General features: G+C 75.7%; 17 protein-coding genes. 6 read left to right on the top strand and 11 right to left on the bottom strand.

The genetic code is table 11. The features are described from left to right. Nucleotides 1-27: 27 nt before the first annotated feature. The gene (locus ACH495_RS21365; protein ID WP_396859463.1) at nucleotides 28-1,002 is read right to left on the bottom strand and encodes a helix-turn-helix domain-containing protein; all 975 of its coding nucleotides are present in this window, start codon (nucleotides 1,000-1,002) and stop codon (nucleotides 28-30) included. Nucleotides 1,003-1,223: 221 nt separating this feature from the next. On the opposite strand from ACH495_RS21365, the gene ACH495_RS21360 reads away from it, so the two are divergent. The 3 genes from ACH495_RS21360 to ACH495_RS21350 all read left to right on the top strand — a co-directional run bounded on the left by ACH495_RS21360 (nucleotide 1,224) and on the right by ACH495_RS21350 (nucleotide 4,252). After that, nucleotides 1,224-1,712, top strand: coding sequence for a hypothetical protein (locus ACH495_RS21360; RefSeq protein WP_396859462.1), 489 nt, complete (start codon nucleotides 1,224-1,226; stop codon nucleotides 1,710-1,712). Nucleotides 1,713-1,803: 91 nt separating this feature from the next. Then, a complete protein-coding gene (locus tag ACH495_RS21355) occupies nucleotides 1,804-3,210 on the top strand; it encodes a class II 3-deoxy-7-phosphoheptulonate synthase (protein WP_396859461.1) in 1,407 nt (468 codons plus the stop codon). A gap of 22 nt (nucleotides 3,211-3,232) precedes the next feature. Further along, nucleotides 3,233-4,252, top strand: a complete 1,020-nt coding sequence (locus ACH495_RS21350) for a threonine aldolase family protein (RefSeq protein WP_396859564.1) — start codon at nucleotides 3,233-3,235, stop codon at nucleotides 4,250-4,252. 157 nt (nucleotides 4,253-4,409) lie between these two features. On the opposite strand, the gene ACH495_RS21345 is transcribed toward ACH495_RS21350, so the two are convergent. Then, nucleotides 4,410-5,288 (bottom strand): deoxyribonuclease IV, encoded by an 879-nt coding sequence (locus tag ACH495_RS21345; RefSeq protein ID WP_396859460.1) that lies wholly within the window; start codon nucleotides 5,286-5,288, stop codon nucleotides 4,410-4,412. Then, nucleotides 5,285-7,267, bottom strand: a complete 1,983-nt coding sequence (gene pknB, locus ACH495_RS21340) for a Stk1 family PASTA domain-containing Ser/Thr kinase (protein WP_396859459.1) — start codon at nucleotides 7,265-7,267, stop codon at nucleotides 5,285-5,287. Before pknB ends, ACH495_RS21345 begins: the two co-directional genes overlap by 4 nt. A 143-nt stretch (nucleotides 7,268-7,410) precedes the next feature. Between pknB and ACH495_RS21335 the strand changes: the two genes are divergently transcribed. Further along, the gene (locus ACH495_RS21335) at nucleotides 7,411-7,791 is read left to right on the top strand and encodes an Rv2175c family DNA-binding protein (protein WP_396859458.1); all 381 of its coding nucleotides are present in this window, start codon (nucleotides 7,411-7,413) and stop codon (nucleotides 7,789-7,791) included. Between the two features lie 180 nt (nucleotides 7,792-7,971). Here the strand turns inward: ACH495_RS21335 and ACH495_RS21330 are convergent, their stop codons facing one another. Next, on the bottom strand, nucleotides 7,972-9,054 hold the full coding sequence (locus ACH495_RS21330; protein ID WP_396859457.1) for a polyprenyl synthetase family protein: 1,083 nt from the start codon (nucleotides 9,052-9,054) through the stop codon (nucleotides 7,972-7,974). 9 nt (nucleotides 9,055-9,063) lie between these two features. Next, nucleotides 9,064-9,774 carry a helix-turn-helix domain-containing protein gene (locus tag ACH495_RS21325; protein ID WP_396859456.1) on the bottom strand — a complete coding sequence of 237 codons (711 nt, stop codon included), beginning with the start codon at nucleotides 9,772-9,774 and terminating at the stop codon, nucleotides 9,064-9,066. 221 nt (nucleotides 9,775-9,995) lie between these two features. On the opposite strand from ACH495_RS21325, the gene metF reads away from it, so the two are divergent. Then, entirely contained in the window at nucleotides 9,996-10,913 is a 918-nt protein-coding gene (gene metF, locus ACH495_RS21320) for a methylenetetrahydrofolate reductase [NAD(P)H] (RefSeq protein ID WP_396859455.1), read from the top strand. A gap of 44 nt (nucleotides 10,914-10,957) precedes the next feature. Further along, nucleotides 10,958-11,647, top strand: coding sequence for a CDP-alcohol phosphatidyltransferase family protein (locus ACH495_RS21315; protein ID WP_396859454.1), 690 nt, complete (start codon nucleotides 10,958-10,960; stop codon nucleotides 11,645-11,647). A gap of 66 nt (nucleotides 11,648-11,713) precedes the next feature. Here the strand turns inward: ACH495_RS21315 and ACH495_RS21310 are convergent, their stop codons facing one another. From ACH495_RS21310 to ACH495_RS21285, 6 genes are read right to left on the bottom strand one after another with little or no spacing between them, the layout of a single operon-like run. Further along, nucleotides 11,714-13,201, bottom strand: coding sequence for a phytoene desaturase family protein (locus ACH495_RS21310; protein WP_396859453.1), 1,488 nt, complete (start codon nucleotides 13,199-13,201; stop codon nucleotides 11,714-11,716). A gap of 12 nt (nucleotides 13,202-13,213) precedes the next feature. Further along, the gene (locus tag ACH495_RS21305) at nucleotides 13,214-14,341 is read right to left on the bottom strand and encodes a glycosyltransferase (RefSeq protein WP_396859452.1); all 1,128 of its coding nucleotides are present in this window, start codon (nucleotides 14,339-14,341) and stop codon (nucleotides 13,214-13,216) included. Then, complete coding sequence (locus ACH495_RS21300; RefSeq protein ID WP_396859451.1) at nucleotides 14,338-15,189, bottom strand: carotenoid biosynthesis protein; 852 nt, start codon at nucleotides 15,187-15,189, stop codon at nucleotides 14,338-14,340. The genes ACH495_RS21305 and ACH495_RS21300 overlap by 4 nt, the downstream gene beginning before the upstream one ends. Next, the gene (locus ACH495_RS21295) at nucleotides 15,186-15,740 is read right to left on the bottom strand and encodes a GNAT family N-acetyltransferase (protein WP_396859450.1); all 555 of its coding nucleotides are present in this window, start codon (nucleotides 15,738-15,740) and stop codon (nucleotides 15,186-15,188) included. The genes ACH495_RS21300 and ACH495_RS21295 overlap by 4 nt, the downstream gene beginning before the upstream one ends. Further along, complete coding sequence (locus ACH495_RS21290) at nucleotides 15,737-16,468, bottom strand: monooxygenase (RefSeq protein WP_396859449.1); 732 nt, start codon at nucleotides 16,466-16,468, stop codon at nucleotides 15,737-15,739. The genes ACH495_RS21295 and ACH495_RS21290 overlap by 4 nt, the downstream gene beginning before the upstream one ends. Then, complete coding sequence (locus tag ACH495_RS21285; protein WP_396859448.1) at nucleotides 16,465-16,959, bottom strand: YbaK/EbsC family protein; 495 nt, start codon at nucleotides 16,957-16,959, stop codon at nucleotides 16,465-16,467. The genes ACH495_RS21290 and ACH495_RS21285 overlap by 4 nt, the downstream gene beginning before the upstream one ends. Nucleotides 16,960-16,983: the final 24 nt, after the last annotated feature.

The raw sequence follows: 16,983 nt of genomic DNA, 5'->3' as shown, positions 1-16,983 counted from the left end.
CGCACCGGCCCCTCCCCGCCCGCGTGGTCAGCCCCGGGCGGCCCGCTCCCGGTGCTCCCCCGGGGACCACCCGTAGGCGGCCCGGAACGCGCGACTGAAGTGCGCCGGGTGCGCGAACCCGCACCGGGCGCCGATCCGCGCGACGCTCAGCCGCCGCAGCCCCGGGTCGGCCAGTTCCCGGGCCGCCCGCTCCAGCCGGCCGGTGCGGATCAGACCGCCGACCGTCGTACCCGTGCCCTCGAAGAGCCGGTGCAACGACCGCACCGACAGGTGGTGCGCCGCCGCGACGGCGGCCGGGGAGAGTCCCGGATCGGTCAGGTGCTGCCGGACGAACGCCGTCACCCGGACCCGCAGCCCGGCGACCCGGGCCTCGACCGGCAGCTCCCGCTCGACGTCCAGCCGCCCGGCCAGCGTGCCGGCGATCAGGTCCAGGGCGATCCGGTCGAGGTGCGGGGCGTCGGCCGTCGCGTACTGCTCCGGGTGCGCCACGACCCGCCGCAGGAACGCGGCGAGCAGCGCGCCCATCCCGGTGCGGGCCGGGATGTCGGCGGTGAACAACTCCGCCAGCCGGTGCGGAGCCACCGGCACCGCCCGGTGCGGCACCAGGACGGTCAACGTCTCCACCACCCCCGGCGTCCCGTCGTCCGGCCGCGACCGGGAGCCGTGCGGTCGGACGGTGTCGACCAGGGTGAACGCGGACGGGTCGAGCGACCCCTCGCGCCGCTGCTGGGTCACCACCCCGCGCCCGGACAGCGGCAGCGCGAGGTGGTACAGCTCCGGGTCGGCGCTGTCGATCAGGTGGGCCGGGCGGATCAGCTCCAGGGACGGGTAACGCCAGACGCCGAGGCGGAGCGCGCCGAGATCGACCACGCGGGCCGAGGCGGTGAAGTCGTCCGCGTGCGCGCTCCGGATCGTGGCCGTCGTCGACTGCCGTGCGACGAGGTCCTGCCAGAAGTCGAACCGTTCGGCCGGGGGCAGCCACGCGGTGTCGACGGACGTCACGCTGAGGATGGTTCGTCACCTCCGCAGAACTGCGCGGCCCGGCGCCGCCACGCCCCCCGAGACTAGTGATCGTCCGGCCGGGCCGGGGTCGGCAGGCGCGCCGTCCGGCCGGACCGGGCGATCGGGGCGAGGATGGGGAGGCCGGCGACCGGCGGGCGGGCCGGTGTGACAGACTCGCCGGTCAGGCACGTCACGATGCCCCGGCGCCGATGGGAGGGACGATGGGTCAGCAGCACCGGAGAATGGCGACCGCCACCGTTCTGCTCGCGCTCCTGCCGGTCACCCTGACCGCCTGCGGCGACGACAGGGAGCCCACCGAGGGCTCCGCGCCCGCGACACGGCAGGCGCCGGCGCAGGAGGCGGCCGCCAAGAGCCGGGAACGCGTGCAGGCGTACCTCGACGCGCTGGCCGCCCGCGACACCGCCGCCGGCCGCAGCCAGCTCTGCGCCCCGCTTCAGGCCACCTTCGACACGGCCGCCACCGGCCCGAACGGCGACTTCGCCGACCACTTCACGGTGCCGCAGGCCACCATCACCGACGTCCGCACCGGGCCGCACGGCCAGGAGGTGAGCGCCTCGATCACGGTCGCCGCCGGGTCCCGGACGGCCACCCGCGCGCTGCTGTTCACGGTCACCCGCACCGGCGCGGACTGGTGCATCGCCGGCGAGGCCCCGGGCGGCAACCCCGCCCAGCCCGCCGGCACACCCTGACCCGGTCCCGGCGGTGGCGGGGGTCTCCCACGCACCGGAACCGTCCCCCTCGGCGTCGAGCGTCCCGGGCGGTCGCCGTACGCTTTCCTCCATGCGCCATGAGTGGCATCAGCTGAGTCACCCCGCCGTGGGCAGCACCGGTCTGCAGACCAGCCGCCCGACCGCCGACTCCGCCGAGGACGTGGCCCTCGGTCTCGACCGTTGGCGGGAGCTGCCGCGCGCGCAGACGCCGCCCTGGGCCGACCCGGCGCAGGTCGCGGAGGTCTGCACCGTGCTCGACACGGTGCCGTCCGTGGTCGCGCCCTACGAGGTCGACCAGCTGCGGCGGAAGCTGGCCCTGGTCTGCGAGGGCAAGGCGTTCCTGCTCCAGGGCGGCGACTGCGCGGAGACGTTCGCCGACAACACCGAGAGCCACCTGCTGGCCAACGCCCGCACGCTGCTCCAGATGGCGATCGTGCTCACCTACGGCGCGTCGCTGCCGGTGGTCAAGGTGGCCCGGGTCGCCGGGCAGTACACCAAGCCCCGGTCGCTGCCCACCGACGCCCGCGGCCTGCCCGCCTACCGCGGCGACATGATCAACTCGCTGGAGGCCACGCCGGAGGCGCGGGTCGCCGACCCGCAGCGCATGATCCGGGCGTACGCGAACTCGGCCGCCGCGATGAACATGCTCCGGGCCTACCTGGCCGGTGGGCTGGCCGACCTGCACGCGGTGCACGACTGGAACAAGGACTTCGTCCGGCAGTCCCCGGCCGGCGAGCGCTACGAGGCGATCGCCCGGGAGATCGACCGGGCCATCGCGTTCATCCGGGCCTGCGGGATGACCGACGAGGAGGCCCTGCGCACCGTCACGCTCTACTGCTCCCACGAGGCGCTCGCGCTGGAGTACGACCGCGCCCTCACCCGGATCTCCGACCGCCGGGCGTACGGCCTGTCCGGGCACTTCCTCTGGATCGGCGAGCGGACCCGGCAGATCGACGGGGCGCACATCGACTTCATCTCCCGGATCGCCAACCCGATCGGCGTGAAGCTCGGCCCGACCACCACGCCGGACGAGGCGATCGAGCTGTGCGAGAAGCTCAACCCGGACAACGTCCCCGGCCGGCTCACGCTGATCAGCCGGATGGGCAACCACCGGGTCCGGGACGCGTTGCCGCCGCTCGTCGCCAAGGTCACCGCGGCCGGCGCCAAGGTGGTCTGGCAGTGCGACCCGATGCACGGCAACACGCACGAGTCCTCCAACGGCTACAAGACCCGGCACTTCGACCGGATCGTCGACGAGGTGCTCGGCTACTTCGAGGTGCACCGCGGTCTGGAGACCCACCCGGGCGGCCTGCACGTGGAGCTGACCGGCGAGGACGTCACCGAGTGCCTCGGCGGCGCCCAGGGCATCGAGGACCTCGACCTGCCCGATCGGTACGAGACCGCCTGCGACCCACGACTGAACACCCAGCAGTCGCTGGAGCTGGCCTTCCTGGTGGCGGAGATGTTGCGTGGCTGACGCGAGGAGTGAGCTGGCGAGCATGATCGATCTTCGTACCGACACCGTGACCCGGCCGACGCCGGCGATGCGGGAGGCGATGGCCACCGCCGAGGTGGGCGACGACGTCTACGGCGAGGACCCGACCGTCGCCGCGCTCGAGGCCGAGGTGGCCGCCCGGTTCGGGCACGAGGCGGCGCTGTTCGCCCCGAGCGGCTCGATGGCCAACCAGCTCGCGCTGCAACTGCTCGTCCCGCCCGGTGACGAGCTGCTCTGCGACGCCGACGCGCACGTGGTCACGTACGAGGTCGGCGCCGCGGCGGCGTACTCCGGGATCTCGACGCGGACCTGGCCGGCGGTGGGCGCGGAGCTGGACCCCGACGTGGTCGTCGGGATGATCCGGCCGGACGGCTACTTCGCGGTGCCGACCCGGGCGATCGCGGTCGAGCAGACCCACAACCGGAGCGGCGGCGGGGTGATCCCGCTGTCGACGCTGCGCCGGCTGCGGGAGGTCACCGACGAGCACGGGCTCGCGCTGCACTGCGACGGCGCCCGCATCTGGCACGCGCACGTGGCCGACGGGGTGCCGCTCGCGGAGTACGGCGCGCTGTTCGACACGCTCTCGGTCTGCCTCTCCAAGGGGCTGGGCGCGCCGGTCGGCTCGCTGGTGGTGGGCAGCGCCGAGAAGATCGCCCGGGCCCGGTTCCTGCGCAAGCGGATGGGCGGCGGCATGCGGCAGGTCGGCATCCTCGCCGCCGCCGGCCGGTACGCGCTGGCGCACCACGTCGAGCGGCTCGCCGAGGACCACGCCAGGGCCGCCCGGCTGGCCGAGGCGGTCGCCCCGCACGGGGTGCTCGCGGCCGGGGTGCGTACCAACATCGTGCCGCTGGACCTCACCAAGCACCCGCTCGACGCGCACGCCCTCGCGGCCGCCGCCCGGGCCGAGGGCCTGCTGATCTCGGTGCTCGGCCCGCGTACCGCCCGGCTGGTCACCCACCTGGACGTCACCGACGCCCAGATCGACCGCGCCGCCGACATCCTGTCCGCCCTCCTCCGAGCCTGACCGTCGCTCCGCGCCCGCCCTCGGTGATCAAGGAGTTCGGGTCGGTTCTGGCGCTGATCGGGACGCAAACTCCTTGATCAACGTTGCGGGGCGGCCGGGCGGACAGACTGGGCGGTCCGGTCCGGGCGGTCCGGCGGTGGGTGTCCCGCGTCGCCGGTCAGGGGTGGAGGCGCCGGAGGGTGGCGATGTCGGCGGCGTGGCCGACGTGCCTCTCCGTGGGCGTCTCCACCAGCACCGGCACGCCGGCGGTCGCCGGATGGCGCATCAGCTCGGCGAACGCCGGCTCGCCGATGCTGCCCTTGCCGATGTTCTCGTGCCGGTCCCGGGTGGAGCCGCACAGGTCCTTCGAGTCGTTGGCGTGCACCAGCCGCAGCCGGTCGGCGCCCACGGTGGCGACCAGCGTGTCCAGCGTGGCGGTCATGCCACCGTCGGCGGCCAGGTCGTGCCCGGCGGCCCAGGCGTGACAGGTGTCGAAGCAGACCCCCAGCATCGGGTGCCGGTCGACCGCGTCCAGGTAGGGGCCGAGGTGCTCGACCCGGGAGGCCAGCGACCGGCCGCCCCCGGCGCTCGGCTCGACCAGCAGCATCGGCCCGCCGACGGCAGCGGTCTCGTCCAGTAGTGGCAGCAACGACGCCCGGACCTGCCGCAGCGCCGCCTCCGCGTGCCCGGCGTCGACCGAGCTGCCGGCGTGGAACACCACACCCTCGGCGCCGATGGCCCGGCCCCGGCGCAGCGCGTGGGCCAGCGTCTCGGCCGACCGGGTGACCGTGGCCGGGGTGGGGGAGCCGAGGTTGACCAGCAGCGAGGCGTGGATGAACACCGGCAGGCCACGCTCGCCGCAGCCGTCCCGGAACAGCGCGTCCTGGGCCGGGTCGCCCGCCGGCAGCGCCCAACCCCGCGAGTTGGAGACGTAGACCTGCACCACCTCGGACGCGGTGGCCTCGGCGTACGGCAGCACCGCCCGGGCCAGCCCGCCCGAGGTGGGGGTGTGCGAGCCCACCCGCCGGTGCCCGCCGGTCGCCTCCGCCGGGCTCACAGGCAGGTCACCGTGACCGTGGTGCCCGGCGGCACCGGCGTGTTCTCGGCCGGGTTCTGCAGCCGCGCCACACCGTTCGGGTTGAGCTGGACGTTGACCGGGAAGCCCTGGCTCTCCAGCGTCTGCTTGGCCTGCTGGCAGGGCATGTCGATGACGCGGGGGACGGCCACCTGGGGCGGGCCCTTGCTGATCTCCAGCTTGACCTTCGCGCCCTTCTCCACGCCGGTGCCGTCGGCCGGACTCTGGCCGAGGATCTCGTCCTTCGGCTTGTCGGAGTCCTTGTAGTTCTCCTCCGGGGTCAGCCCGAGCTTCCCGAGGATGCCCCGGGCCTCGTTGACGTTCTTGCCGACCAGGTTGGGCACGGTCACCGGGGCGCGGCCCTTGCTGAGGATCAGCGTCACCTTCGACCCGGGCTTGACCACGGTGCCCACCTTGGGGTCGGTGGCCAGCACCACCCCGGCCGGCAGCGCGTCGTCGTAGCGGGAGCCACCCTTGGCCGGCGCCAGCTTGGCGTCGGTCAGCTCGGTCCGGGCCAGCTCGAAGTCCTTGCCCACCACGTCCGGCACCGGCAGTCGCTCCGGACCGAGGGACAGCGTCAGCGTGATGGTGCCGCCCTTGACGATCCGGGCGGCCGAGCCCGGAGCCTGCCCGAGCACGGTGTCCTTGGGCACCTTCTCGTCGTAGCGGGCGTCGGCGTAGCGCAGCGTGAAACCGCCGCGCTGGGCCTGCGCCTCCGCCTCGGCCTTGGTGAGGCTCACCAGCTGCGGCGCGACGGTGTACCGGCCCACCCCGAACCACCAGCCGCCCAACGCGGCCACCAAGCCGAGCACCACGACCGCCGCGGCGACGGCCAGCCGGCCGCGCGGTGAGCCCATGATCCGGGTACGCAGGGCGGCCAGCCGGTCGCCCAGCCCCGCCGGCTCGTCGGCGCGCCGCCGGTGCGGCTGCTGCGCGCCGCCCTCGGGCAGCCGGGCCCAGGCCGGCCGTTCGGCCGGCCGGACGGCGGCCACCACCTGCGTCGGTTGGCTCAACACCGCCGTGTCGTCGCTGAGTTGGCGCAGCACGGCGGTGTGCGCGTGCGGGTTGCCCAGTTCCTCGCGGGCCGACTGCACCTCGGTCAACAGCGCTCCGGCGTCGGCCGGGCGGGCGGCCGGGTCCCGTCGGGTGGCTCGGGCGACAAGCGCGTCGAGGACCGGCGGCAGCGCCGGGACCAGGGTCGACGGTGCCGGCACGTCCCGGTCGACGTGCTGCCAGGCCACCTCCACCGGGCGGTCGCCGTCGTAGGGCACCCGGCCGGTGAGCATCTCGAACAGCACGATGCCGGCCGAGTAGACGTCGGTGCGCGGGTCGGCGTGCCCCTGGGTGACCAGCTCCGGTGCCACGTAGGCCACCGTCGCCATGAGCTGGTTGCCGTTCTCCTCCTCGGCGCTGGCCTCGACGGCCCGGGCCAGCCCGAAGTCGGCCACCTTGACCACGCTGTCGACGAGGCTGCCGCCGGCGCCGGCGGGCGCCTCGGCGACCAGCACGTTCTCCGGCTTGACGTCGCGGTGCACGAGACCGGCCCGGTGGGCGGCGGCGATCGCGGCGAGCATCTGCTCGGCGATGGCGAGCGCCTCGTCCGGCCGGAGCCGCCGCCGCTCGGCGAGCACGTCACGCAGCGTGCGGCCGCGGACGTACTCCATCACCAGGTAGGGCAGGCCGCCGTGGATGCCCTGGTCGTAGACCGCGACCACGTTCGGGTGGGTGAGCCGGGCGATGGTCTTCGCCTCGTCGGTGAAGCGCTCGACGAAGCCGGCCATCCGGGCCCGCGCCTGCGGCGCCTGGGTGGGATGAATGATCTTGACCGCCACGGTGCGCTCCAGGCGCTCGTCGGTGGCGGTGTACACGGTCGCCATGCCGCCACGAGCCACGCGACCGCGAATGCGGTAGCGCCCGTCGATCAGCGAGCCCAGCAACGTGTCGGCGACCTGTGTGTCCATCGGCAGGCAGTCTATGTGTCGGGACGGTGAAGGTTGAACAGGATGCTACCGCCGGGGTACGACGAGGGTGGACCGCCACACTCCACCGGCCGGTCCGGGGGTGCCGTGCGCCGGGCGCGGCGGGCACGTGGCAGGGTGTTCTGGTGACCGATTCCGTACCCGCCGAGACCGGCGCCGACCTGCCCGGACCGACCGACCCGGCCGGCTGGCTGACGCTGCCGGACGTGGCCGAGCGCCTCGACCTGTCGATCAGCAAGGTCCACCAGATGATCCGGCACCGGGAGCTGCTCGCGGTGCGCCGCGACGGCGTCCGCCGGATCCCGGCCGACCTGGTGGCCAACGCCATCGTGCTCAAGCACCTGCCCGGCGTGCTCAACCTGCTCGCCGACGCCGGGTACGACGACGAGGAGGCGCTGCGCTGGCTCTACCGGGAGGACCCGTCCCTCCCCGGCACGCCCGCCGCCGCCCTCTCCGGCGACCTGGCCCGCGAGGTCAAGCGCCGAGCCCAGGCCGTCGCCTTCTAACTCCCCGCCCCCTGCCCTCGCCGCCCGCCTCCCCCACCCCCCACCCCCACCGTCGCGCTGATTCACGGAAAGAGTGGCTATCGCGCGCGGAATGACCACTCTTTCCGTGAATCAGCGCGGATCTTGGGGCGGGGTGGGGTGGGGTGGGAGGGTGAGGGCAGGGTAGGGCGATGGGTGGGGTCAGTCGGTGCGGCGGGTGGCGGCGATGGCCAGGTCGACCAGGGCCTGGCGGGCCTCGGTGTCCAGGTTGACGGCGTTCAGCGCGGCCAGCGCGCCCTCGGTCAGCGTGGCGATCCGGCGCTCGGTGCGCTCCAGCGCGCCGCTCGTGGTGATCAGCTCGCGGAGCCGGGTCACCCCGGCGGCGTCCAGACCCGGCTCGCCGAGCCCGCCCAACAGCAGCTCCCGACCGGCCGGGTCGAGCGTCTCCAGGGCGGCCGCCACCAGGTACGTCCGCTTGCCCTCGCGCAGGTCGTCGCCGGCCGGCTTGCCGGTGCGCTCCGGGTCGCCGAAGACCCCCAGCACGTCGTCGCGGAGCTGGAACGCCTCACCCAGCGGCAACCCGTACGCCGAGTAGGCCGCGTGCACCTCGGCCGGAGCGTTGGCCAGCGCGGCGCCCAGCAGCAGCGGACGCTCGACGGTGTACTTCGCCGACTTGTACCGGGCCACCTTGCCGGCCCGCTCGAGCGAGGTGTCGCCGGTGGCCTGGGTCAGCACGTCCAGGTACTGCCCGACGGTCACCTCGGTGCGCATCTCGTCGAAGACCGGCCGGGCCCGCGCCACCGTCGCCGGGGGCAGGCCGGCGGAGTGCAGCAGCTCGTCGGACCAGACCAGGCAGAGGTCGCCCAGCAGGATCGCGGCGGCGTCGCCGAAGGAGTCGGCGTCGCCGCCCCAGCCCGCCGCGCGGTGCCGGGCGGCGAACCGCCGGTGCACGGCCGGCTCGCCCCGCCGGGTGTCCGACCGGTCCATCAGGTCGTCGTGGATCAGCGCGCTGGCCTGCACGAACTCCAACGCGGCCAGGGTAGCGACGACCTGGTCGGAGTCGACCCCGCCGGCCCCCCGGAAGCCCCAGTAGCCGAACGCCGGGCGTAGCCGCTTCCCGCCGCCGAGCACGAACGCCTCGATCGCCTCGGCGACCGGCAGCAGGCCGTCGTCGACGGTGGTCAGCCAGGCGCGCTGGCCGGCGAGGAACTCGGTGAGCGCCTTGTCGATCCGCTGGCGCAGACCGGCGCGGTCGACGGGGGAGACGGGAGCAGCGTGGGTCACGCCACGACGCTAGCCGGTTCCCGCCGGACTCGCCCCGTCGCCGCCCCGGTGTGCCGCCCGGCGCGGTTCGGCCCGTGCCCGCGCCGATCCGGTCCGCGCCGGTTCGGCCCGTGCCCGCGCCGATCCGGTCCGCGCCGGTTCGGCCCGTGCCCGCGCCGGTTCGGCCCGTGCCCGCGCCGGTTCCGTCCGCACCGGTTCGGCCCGTGCCCGCGCCGGTTCGGGTCGCGTCCGCGCTGCCCGTGCCCGCGCTGGTTCGGCCCGTGACCGCGCTGGTTCGGTCCGCGTGCGCGCGGACGTCGGCCCCGGGCCACCCGGGTGCGGGGACCGGGCGGACCGGGCGGGTGGGCGCGGGCGACCCCGGGTGGCGCCCGACCGCCGGCTCGGGCCACCGGCGGCCCGGGTGACGGCCCGGGCGGGTCCGGCGGGTGGTTCGGGCGGTCGACCGGCCGGCTCGCGGCGGAGTTGGCGGCTGCGCGCCGCGGCCTCGGCGATCAGCTCGCCCGGGACCCCGAGGACCGTCGCCAGCCAGGCGGACCAGAAGTCGCCGGGGAGCCGCCGCTGGCGCTCCCACCGGGACACCTCGTGCCGGGTGAGCGTGGGCACGCCGGCGGCGGCGCACAGCTCGGCGGCGATCCGCTGCTGGCTCCAGCCGCGGGCGGCCCGCAACTCGGCCAGGAGCGGCCCGAGCGGGCGGGGGCCGGACGGCGGGGACGGGAACATCGGGACCTCCGGGGCGGCGGCGTGGATGGCGACGCGGACGCCCGGTCGTGCCGCACCGGCGCGTCGCCGTCGGGCGACCCCCGCGCGGGCCCCCGGGCCGGCCCCCGCCGCCCCACCGCGCTGCCGTCGTTCCTACCCCCGGGGTACGACGTCCCGGGTCGGGCCGCTCGCGGACTGGGAAGATCCTCGGCACGGCGGCCCGGTCCGGCTACAGTCGGTCCGTGGCGCTCGGTCTACCCTCGGTCCTCCCCAACCCCCAGCCGGCCATCGGGGAGCTGATCCGTGACGGCCAACCGACCTTCTCGTTCGAGTTCTTCCCCCCGAAGACAGACGCCGGGGAGAAGCTGCTCTGGCAGGCGATCCGCGAGCTGGAGTCGCTGCGCCCCTCGTTCGTCTCGATCACCTACGGCGCGGGCGGCTCCACCCGGGACACCACGGTCGCGGTGACCGAACGGATCGCCACCGAGACCACGCTGCTGCCGATGGCGCACCTCACCGCCGTCAACCACTCGACCGCCGAGCTGCGCCACGTGATCGGCCGGTTGGCGTCGGTCGGCGTGCGCAACGTGCTCGCCGTGCGGGGCGACCCGCCGGGCGACCCGGGCGGCGAGTGGATCGCCCACCCCGAGGGCGTCCGGTACGCCGAGGACCTGGTCCGTCTGGTCCGCGACAGCGGTGACTTCAGCGTCGGCGTGGCCGCCTTCCCGTACAAGCACCCGCGCTCGCCGGACGTGGACAGCGACACCGCGCACTTCGTCCGCAAGTGCCGGGCCGGCGCCGAGTTCGCCATCACCCAGATGTTCTTCGACGCCGACGACTACCTGCGGCTGCGTGACCGGGTCGCCGCCGCCGGCTGCGACACCCCGATCCTCGCCGGGGTGATGCCGGTGACCCAGATCGGCACCATCGCGCGGTCGGTGCAGCTTTCCGGCGCGCCGTTCCCGCCGGCGCTGGCCGAGCGGTTCGAGCGGGTGGCCGACGACCCCGAGGCGGTGCGCCGGCTCGGGGTCGAGCAGGCCGGCGAGATGTGCGGGAAGCTGCTGGACGAGGGCGTGCCGGGGATCCACTTCATCACGCTCAACCGGTCCACCGCGACCCGTGAGGTGTGGCAGCGGCTGCGGGCCGACGCGCGGGTGTGACCACCGCCCACACGACACCCGGGCCACCCTTCTACGGTTGATCCGTGGTGGGCACACAGCTGAACTGGGACCAGTACGCGACCGCGTGGGCGCGGCTGCACGGTGGGTTCGATCCCCGCGGCGCCGCGCCGGTGGTGCGCGCCTGGCTGCGCTTCGCCTATCACGTGGGCTTCGTGCTGGGCCGGCTGCGCGTCGGCCCGACCGCAGTGACCGTGTTCGGGGTGCTGCTCTGCTTCTGCGTACCCCTGCTGGTGGGCCGGCCCGGCGACGGGCCGTTCCTGGGCGCGTTGTTCGTGCTGCTGGCCGCCGTGGCGGACAGCGTCGACGGCGCGGTGGCGGTGGCCACCGGCCGCACCACCCGGCTGGGCTACGTCTACGACTCGGTGGCCGACCGGCTCGGCGAGGTGGCCTGGCTGATCGCGTTCTGGCTGCTCGGCGCGCCCGGCGCGCTGGTCGCCGCGGCCGGTGGCCTGTCCTGGCTGCACGAGTACGTGCGGGCGCGGTCCGTCTCGGCCGGGATGCGGGAGATCGGCGCGGTCACCGTGGGGGAGCGGCCCACCCGGGTCTCGGTGGCCCTGGTCGGGCTGCTGGTCGCCGGGCTCACCGGGCTGATCGACGCCGACCTGACCGCCGGCACCATCACCATGGCCACCACGGTGTGGGTGCTGCTCGCCGGCTTCGGCCTCGGGCAGCTGCTCGCCGCGGTCCGTCGGGCCCTCGTCGACGCCGGCTGACCGCCCTTCGAGGTGTTAAGCGGGGGCCCCGCCTCTACCAAAAACGTTAAGCGGGGCCCCCTCCTTTCACCACGCCGGGCCGATGGCGTCGGCGACGATCTCGGCGGACATCGTCACCATGGGGAGGCCGCCGCCGGGGTGGGTGGAGCCGCCGACCAGCCAGAGCCCGGCCGCCGGGCCCCGGTTGGCCGGGCGCAGCAGCCCGCCCGCGGTGCCGTAGATCGCCCCGCCCGGCGCGCCGGTCGCCGCGTCCAGGTCGGCCGGCGTGCGGATCTCCGAGAACACCAGCCGGTCCCGTACGTCCACGCCCCGCTCGGCCAGCACGTCGAGGACGTGACCGGCGTACGCCTCGGCCAGCCCCGGCCGCCGCCAGTCCACCGCGTCCGGGGCGGTGCCGTGCCGGGGCGCGTTCACCAGCACGAACCACGCCTCGTGGCCGTCCGGTCGGACCGCCGGGTCGTGGGCGGCGGTGACGAACACGGTCGGGTCGGGGGCCGGGCGGGCCCGTACGCCGCGACCGGGGTCGCCGAACACGGCGTCGAACTCGGCGTCGTAGTCGCGGGGGAAGAAGACGGTGTGGTGGGCCAGCCCGGAGTCGCCGCGCACGCCCAGCAGCAGCACGAAACCGGCCAGGCTGCGGTCGGTGAGCGCGGCCAGCCGGCGCGGGTGCGGCAGCAGGTCCCGGTAGACGGTGAGGGCGTCGACGTTGGCCACCACCACGTCGGCGGGGACCGGCGCGGCCGACCCGGCGACGCGTACCCCGTGCACCCGGCCGCCGGCCGCGTCGATGCCGGTGACCGCCGCGCCGGTGCGGATCAGCACGCCCAGGTCCAGGCAGCGGGACAGCAGCGCGTCAGCGAGCGTGCCCAGCCCGCCGCGCAGGTACCAGCCGCCGTACGCCAGCTCGGCGTAGGGGACGGCGACCAGCGCGGCCGGCGCGCGGCGCGGGTCGGCGCCGGTGTAGGTGGCGTACCGGTCGAGCAGCATCCGCAGCCGCGGGTCGGACAGGTACTTCCGGCCCAGCCCGCGCAGCGTGCGGCCGGGACCGATGGCGGCGAGGTCGCCCAGCCGCCAGGCCAGCGCGGCCAGGTCGCGTGGCGAGTCCACGGTGCGGCGCAGGATGTCCCGGTGCGAGGCCGCCCAGACCCGGTCGGCGCGGCGCCACAGCCGCCGCCAGTCGGCGGCGGACCGGTCGCCGAGCACGGCGCCGATCCGGGCGGCGAACTCGTCCGGGTCGGCGCAGGAGTCCAGCGCCGGCCCGCCGCCGGGGAAGACGTGCCGCACGATCGGGTCCAGCGGGACCAGGTCGAGGTATTCGTCGAGCTTCGCGCCGGTGGCCTCGAACAGGTCGGAGAAGACCTGCGGCAGGGTGACCAGGCTCGGCCCGGTGTCGAAGCGCCACGCCCCCTCCGGGGTGTGGTGCGTGTAGCGGCCGAGCTTGCCGCCGACCGTGCCGGCCCGTTCCAGGACGGTGACGTCGTGCCCGGTGACCGCGAGCCGGGCGGCGGTGGCGAGCCCGCCCACGCCGGCGCCGATGACCACGATGCGCGCCATGGGGTGCCCCTCCTAGGTGACCGGGCGACCCCGCCAGGTGAGCCGGCGTCGCTTCCGCAGATGGTACGACCGGACGGTCAGCCAACCCAGGACCACGACCGACACGGGGTGGGCCAGCGCGTCGGGCCAGGACCGACCGCCGGTGGCCCGGGCGCTGACCATGCGTCCCGCGACGCCGGCCAGGTAGGCGCCGAACGCCACGCCGGCCACCGCCGGCGCGCCGGCCAGCAGCGCGGCCACGGCCAGCAGCGGCGGCGCGGTGTAGAGCAGGAGCAGCAGGGCCAGCACGACGGCCGCGCCGGCCGGGTGCCCGAACGAGGCCCACAGCGACTTGGTGTAGCCGTCGCGCAGTTGCGGCCAGTCGTCGTACATCCGGCAGGACGCCAGGCGGGAGCCGTCGGCCAGCGCGATCCGGCCGCCGGCCCGCTTCACCGCCCGGGCCAGCTCGATGTCCTCCAGCACCTTGTCGGCCACCGCCGCGTGCCCGCCGGCCCGCAGGTAGCCGGCCCGGTCCACGACCAGGAACTGCCCGCCGGCGGCGGCCAGCGAGGGCCGTCGCGAGCGTTCCATCGCGCGCAGCGGCAGGAACGTCAGCCACAACCACTGCAACAACGGCTGCACCAGCCGGTCGGCCGCCGTCCGCGCCACGATCCGGGGGTACGGCGACAGCAGCGTCGCGCCCGCCGCGCGCAGCTCGGTCACCGCCGCCGCGACCGCGTACGGGGTGAGCACCACGTCGGCGTCGACGAAGGCCAGCACGTCGGGGGCCGGTTCGGTGCGGGTGGCGAGCTGCCAGCAGGCGTGCGGCTTGCCCAGCCAGCCGGGCGGCGGGGCGACGCCGGTGAGCAGCGTGACCCGCGGGTCGGCGCCGGCCACCGCGCGCACCACGTCGGCGGTGCCGTCGGTCGAGCCGTCGTCGAGCACCATGATCCGCAACCCGGGCACGCCGCGCTGGGCGAGCAGCGCGCGCAGGCACGGGGTGACCCGCTCGGCCTCGTCGCGCAGCGGCAGCAGCACCGCCACCGACCCGGTCACCTCGGCCGGGACGTCGGTCGGGCGGCGCAGCCAGGCGACGGCGTTGACAAGCGTGTGCCCGGTGAGCGCGGCGACCGCCACCACCAGCGCGAGGGCGGCGGTCATGCCGGCGCGTCGACCCGGGGCGGGGGGCCCGGGGCGGTGGCGCGGTCGCGCCGGGCCCGCCACAGCACCACCGCCAGCGGCACCGCGGCCACCGCCATGCCCGCCGCGCCCCACAGCGCGGACGCGGGCAGCCGGAGGAAGACCGCGTGCGCCAGCACGCTGGAGGCGTACGTCCAGAGGTAGAGCGCGAACATCGGGGCGTCGCGGCGGTCGACCCGGTCGACGGCCGGCCCGGCGAGCGGGCGCAGCACGACGGCCAGCAGCACCGCGAAGCCGAGCCAGCCGAGATAGTTGCTGACCGGGATGCCGGGCAGGCCGGGCAGCGCCGGGGTGGCGTCCCGCCAGGTCCAGTAGCCCTCGGCCACCATCTGCGGATCGAGGAACAGGTCCCACGCCGCGAGCCCCACCGCCGCGAGCGCGATCCGGGCAAGGCGGGGCCCCCTGTTAACGCTTCCGGTAGAGGAGGGGCCCCCGCTTAACACCTGGGTGAGCCGGACCGCGGTGAGCCACGCCGGCCAGGCCATCCAGGTCCAGGCCAGCGGGATGATCAGCGGCACGCCGGCCAGCTTCGGGCCCAGCTCGCCGGAGTAGTCGTAGCTGCCGAACGGGAACCCGGTGGCCACGCCGATCGCCTCGACCGCGAACCCGCCGCCGGTCACGACCGCGACCAGCGCGGTCGCGGCCCGGGCGCCCCGGGTGAGCAGCGCGTGGCTGACCGAGAGCAGCCAGCCGAGCACCACGGTGGCCACGGTCAGCCCGGCCCGGGTGGTGCCACCGGTGAGCGGGTAGCAGATCTGGGCGAGGACCAGCACGGCCAGCAGCGCCCAGGGCAGCCGGGCGTTCCTCATGTCCCGTCCGGCGCGGGCAGCGGCAGGTCCCGGCCGAGCACGCCGAACGGTCGCTCGTCGCCGGGGAAGTGGAAGTGCCGCAGCACGTCGACGAAACCGAACCGGCGGTAGAGCCGCCAGGCCCGCGACGCCTGCTCGTCCGCCTCCGGGGTGGAGAGCAGCGTGGTGTCGCCCTCGGCCATGGTGAGCAGCGCGCGCAGCTGGCGGGCGCCCACGCCGTGCCCCTGCGCGGGCGGCCGGACGTGCAGCTCGACCACCTCGAACGGGCGGGCCAGCCAGCGCTGCCGGGCCTCCGCGTCCAGCGCCCGCTGCACCTGGTCGTGCCACCACTGGCCGGTGGCGCCGAGGTAGCCGTACCCGAAGCCGGCCAGGTGTCCCTCGGTGGTCAGGCTGGCGACGGCCCGGAACCCGGGCCGGCGGACGTGGGTGGCGATGTAGCCGCGTCGGGCCTCCAGCAGGTCGGCGCGGTAGCCCATCGCCTCCCCGTAGACGGCGACCACGTCGTCCAGGCGCCGGACCAGGTCGTCCGGCGTCCACCGCACCAGCCTCATGCGTTCCCTCTCGCGGAGTCGTGGTCGCCCTCGGCGGCGACCCAGCCGAGCACCGTACGGTCGCCGACGACGTCGCCCACCGCGAACCGCGCGAACAGTTCCTCCGCGTACCAGCCCTCGGTGGGGGTACGGGTGATCGCGGCGCGGTGCTCGGGGGAACGGTACGCGAACGCGACCAGGTCCGCCGGGTCACGCCACACGCTCACCGTGCCCTGCCAGCCCAGCGGTGCCTCACCGACGCCGAACCGGGCGAGCAGCCCCGGCGCGGCGTGCAGCTCGACGGCTACCGGCGGGATGGCCCGCCAGAAGGTGGCCGCCCGACGGGCCCGCAGCCGGGCCCGGGTCAGCGCCAGCACCGGCCCGGTGACCCGCCCGCCGGACGGCGTGCCGAACGGCTCCCGGCCGGACCACCGGCCCCGGCTGGTCAGCGGGCGCAGGTCCACCCGCACGGCGGCGGAGGCGATCCGGGCCCAGGAGCGGGCGACCGGGGAGGCGTCGAAGCTGGCCGCGTCGGCGGGGGAGTCCCAGACCACCAGCGCGGCCCACCGGGTCAGGTCGGCGTCGCCCGGCCCGAAGCCGGTGCCGGTCCCGGTGCCGAGCAGCTTGGTGAAGCGGACGCCGGGCAGCCGGCGCAGCCGGGCCGGGTGGGTCGCCATCCGGGCCAGCGCCCCGGGCACCGCCCGCCGGGGCACCCGCCACACGTGCAGCGTGACCAGGTCGGGGTTCACGCCACCCCGGCCGGTTCGCCGCCGGTGATCCGCAGCAGTTCCGCGTACGTGGTGGGGAACACCGCCTGCGGCACGCCGCCGGCCGCCCACACCTCGGGGTGGTCGGCGAGGGCGGTGTCGACCAGGGTGCGCAACGGCCCGGGGTGGCCGACCGGGGCGACGCCGCCGATCACCTGCCCGGTGTGCCGCTTGACGAAGTCGGGGGTGGCCCGGCGCAGGTGGGTCACGCCCAGCGTGGCGGCCAGCCCGGCGGTGTCCACCCGGTGCGCGCCGGAGGTGAGCACCAACAGCGGAGCGTCGTCCGCGTCGAAGACCAGCGAGTTGGCGATGGCGCCGACGTCGACGCCGAGCGCCGAGGCCGCCGCCGCGGCGGTGTGCACCGCCTCGGGCAGCAGCCGGACGGTGCTGGCGTGGCCGGACCCGTCCCGCGCCCCCGCGTCGTCGAGCGCCCGCTGCACCGCCCGCACGTTCACATGTGGCTCAGCCTGCATGCCGCCCATTCTCCCCCACCACAC

Source organism: Micromonospora sp. NPDC018662, from assembly GCF_044391475.1.
In the GTDB taxonomy this organism is placed as follows: Bacteria; Actinomycetota; Actinomycetes; order Mycobacteriales; family Micromonosporaceae; genus Micromonospora.
This window is presented reverse-complemented; position numbering and strand designations above follow the sequence as displayed.

Coding starts and splice junctions, on each gene's coding strand:
- ACH495_RS21310 (WP_396859453.1), bottom strand. CDS start 13,201: ATGGCGCGCATCGTGGTCATCGGCGCCGGCGTGGGCGGGCTCGCCACC.
- ACH495_RS21355 (WP_396859461.1), top strand. CDS start 1,804: ATGCGCCATGAGTGGCATCAGCTGAGTCACCCCGCCGTGGGCAGCACC.
- ACH495_RS21360 (WP_396859462.1), top strand. CDS start 1,224: ATGGGTCAGCAGCACCGGAGAATGGCGACCGCCACCGTTCTGCTCGCG.
- ACH495_RS21350 (WP_396859564.1), top strand. CDS start 3,233: ATGATCGATCTTCGTACCGACACCGTGACCCGGCCGACGCCGGCGATG.
- ACH495_RS21305 (WP_396859452.1), bottom strand. CDS start 14,341: ATGACCGCCGCCCTCGCGCTGGTGGTGGCGGTCGCCGCGCTCACCGGG.
- pknB (WP_396859459.1), bottom strand. CDS start 7,267: ATGGACACACAGGTCGCCGACACGTTGCTGGGCTCGCTGATCGACGGG.
- ACH495_RS21325 (WP_396859456.1), bottom strand. CDS start 9,774: ATGTTCCCGTCCCCGCCGTCCGGCCCCCGCCCGCTCGGGCCGCTCCTG.
- ACH495_RS21295 (WP_396859450.1), bottom strand. CDS start 15,740: ATGAGGCTGGTGCGGTGGACGCCGGACGACCTGGTCCGGCGCCTGGAC.
- ACH495_RS21300 (WP_396859451.1), bottom strand. CDS start 15,189: ATGAGGAACGCCCGGCTGCCCTGGGCGCTGCTGGCCGTGCTGGTCCTC.
- ACH495_RS21285 (WP_396859448.1), bottom strand. CDS start 16,959: ATGCAGGCTGAGCCACATGTGAACGTGCGGGCGGTGCAGCGGGCGCTC.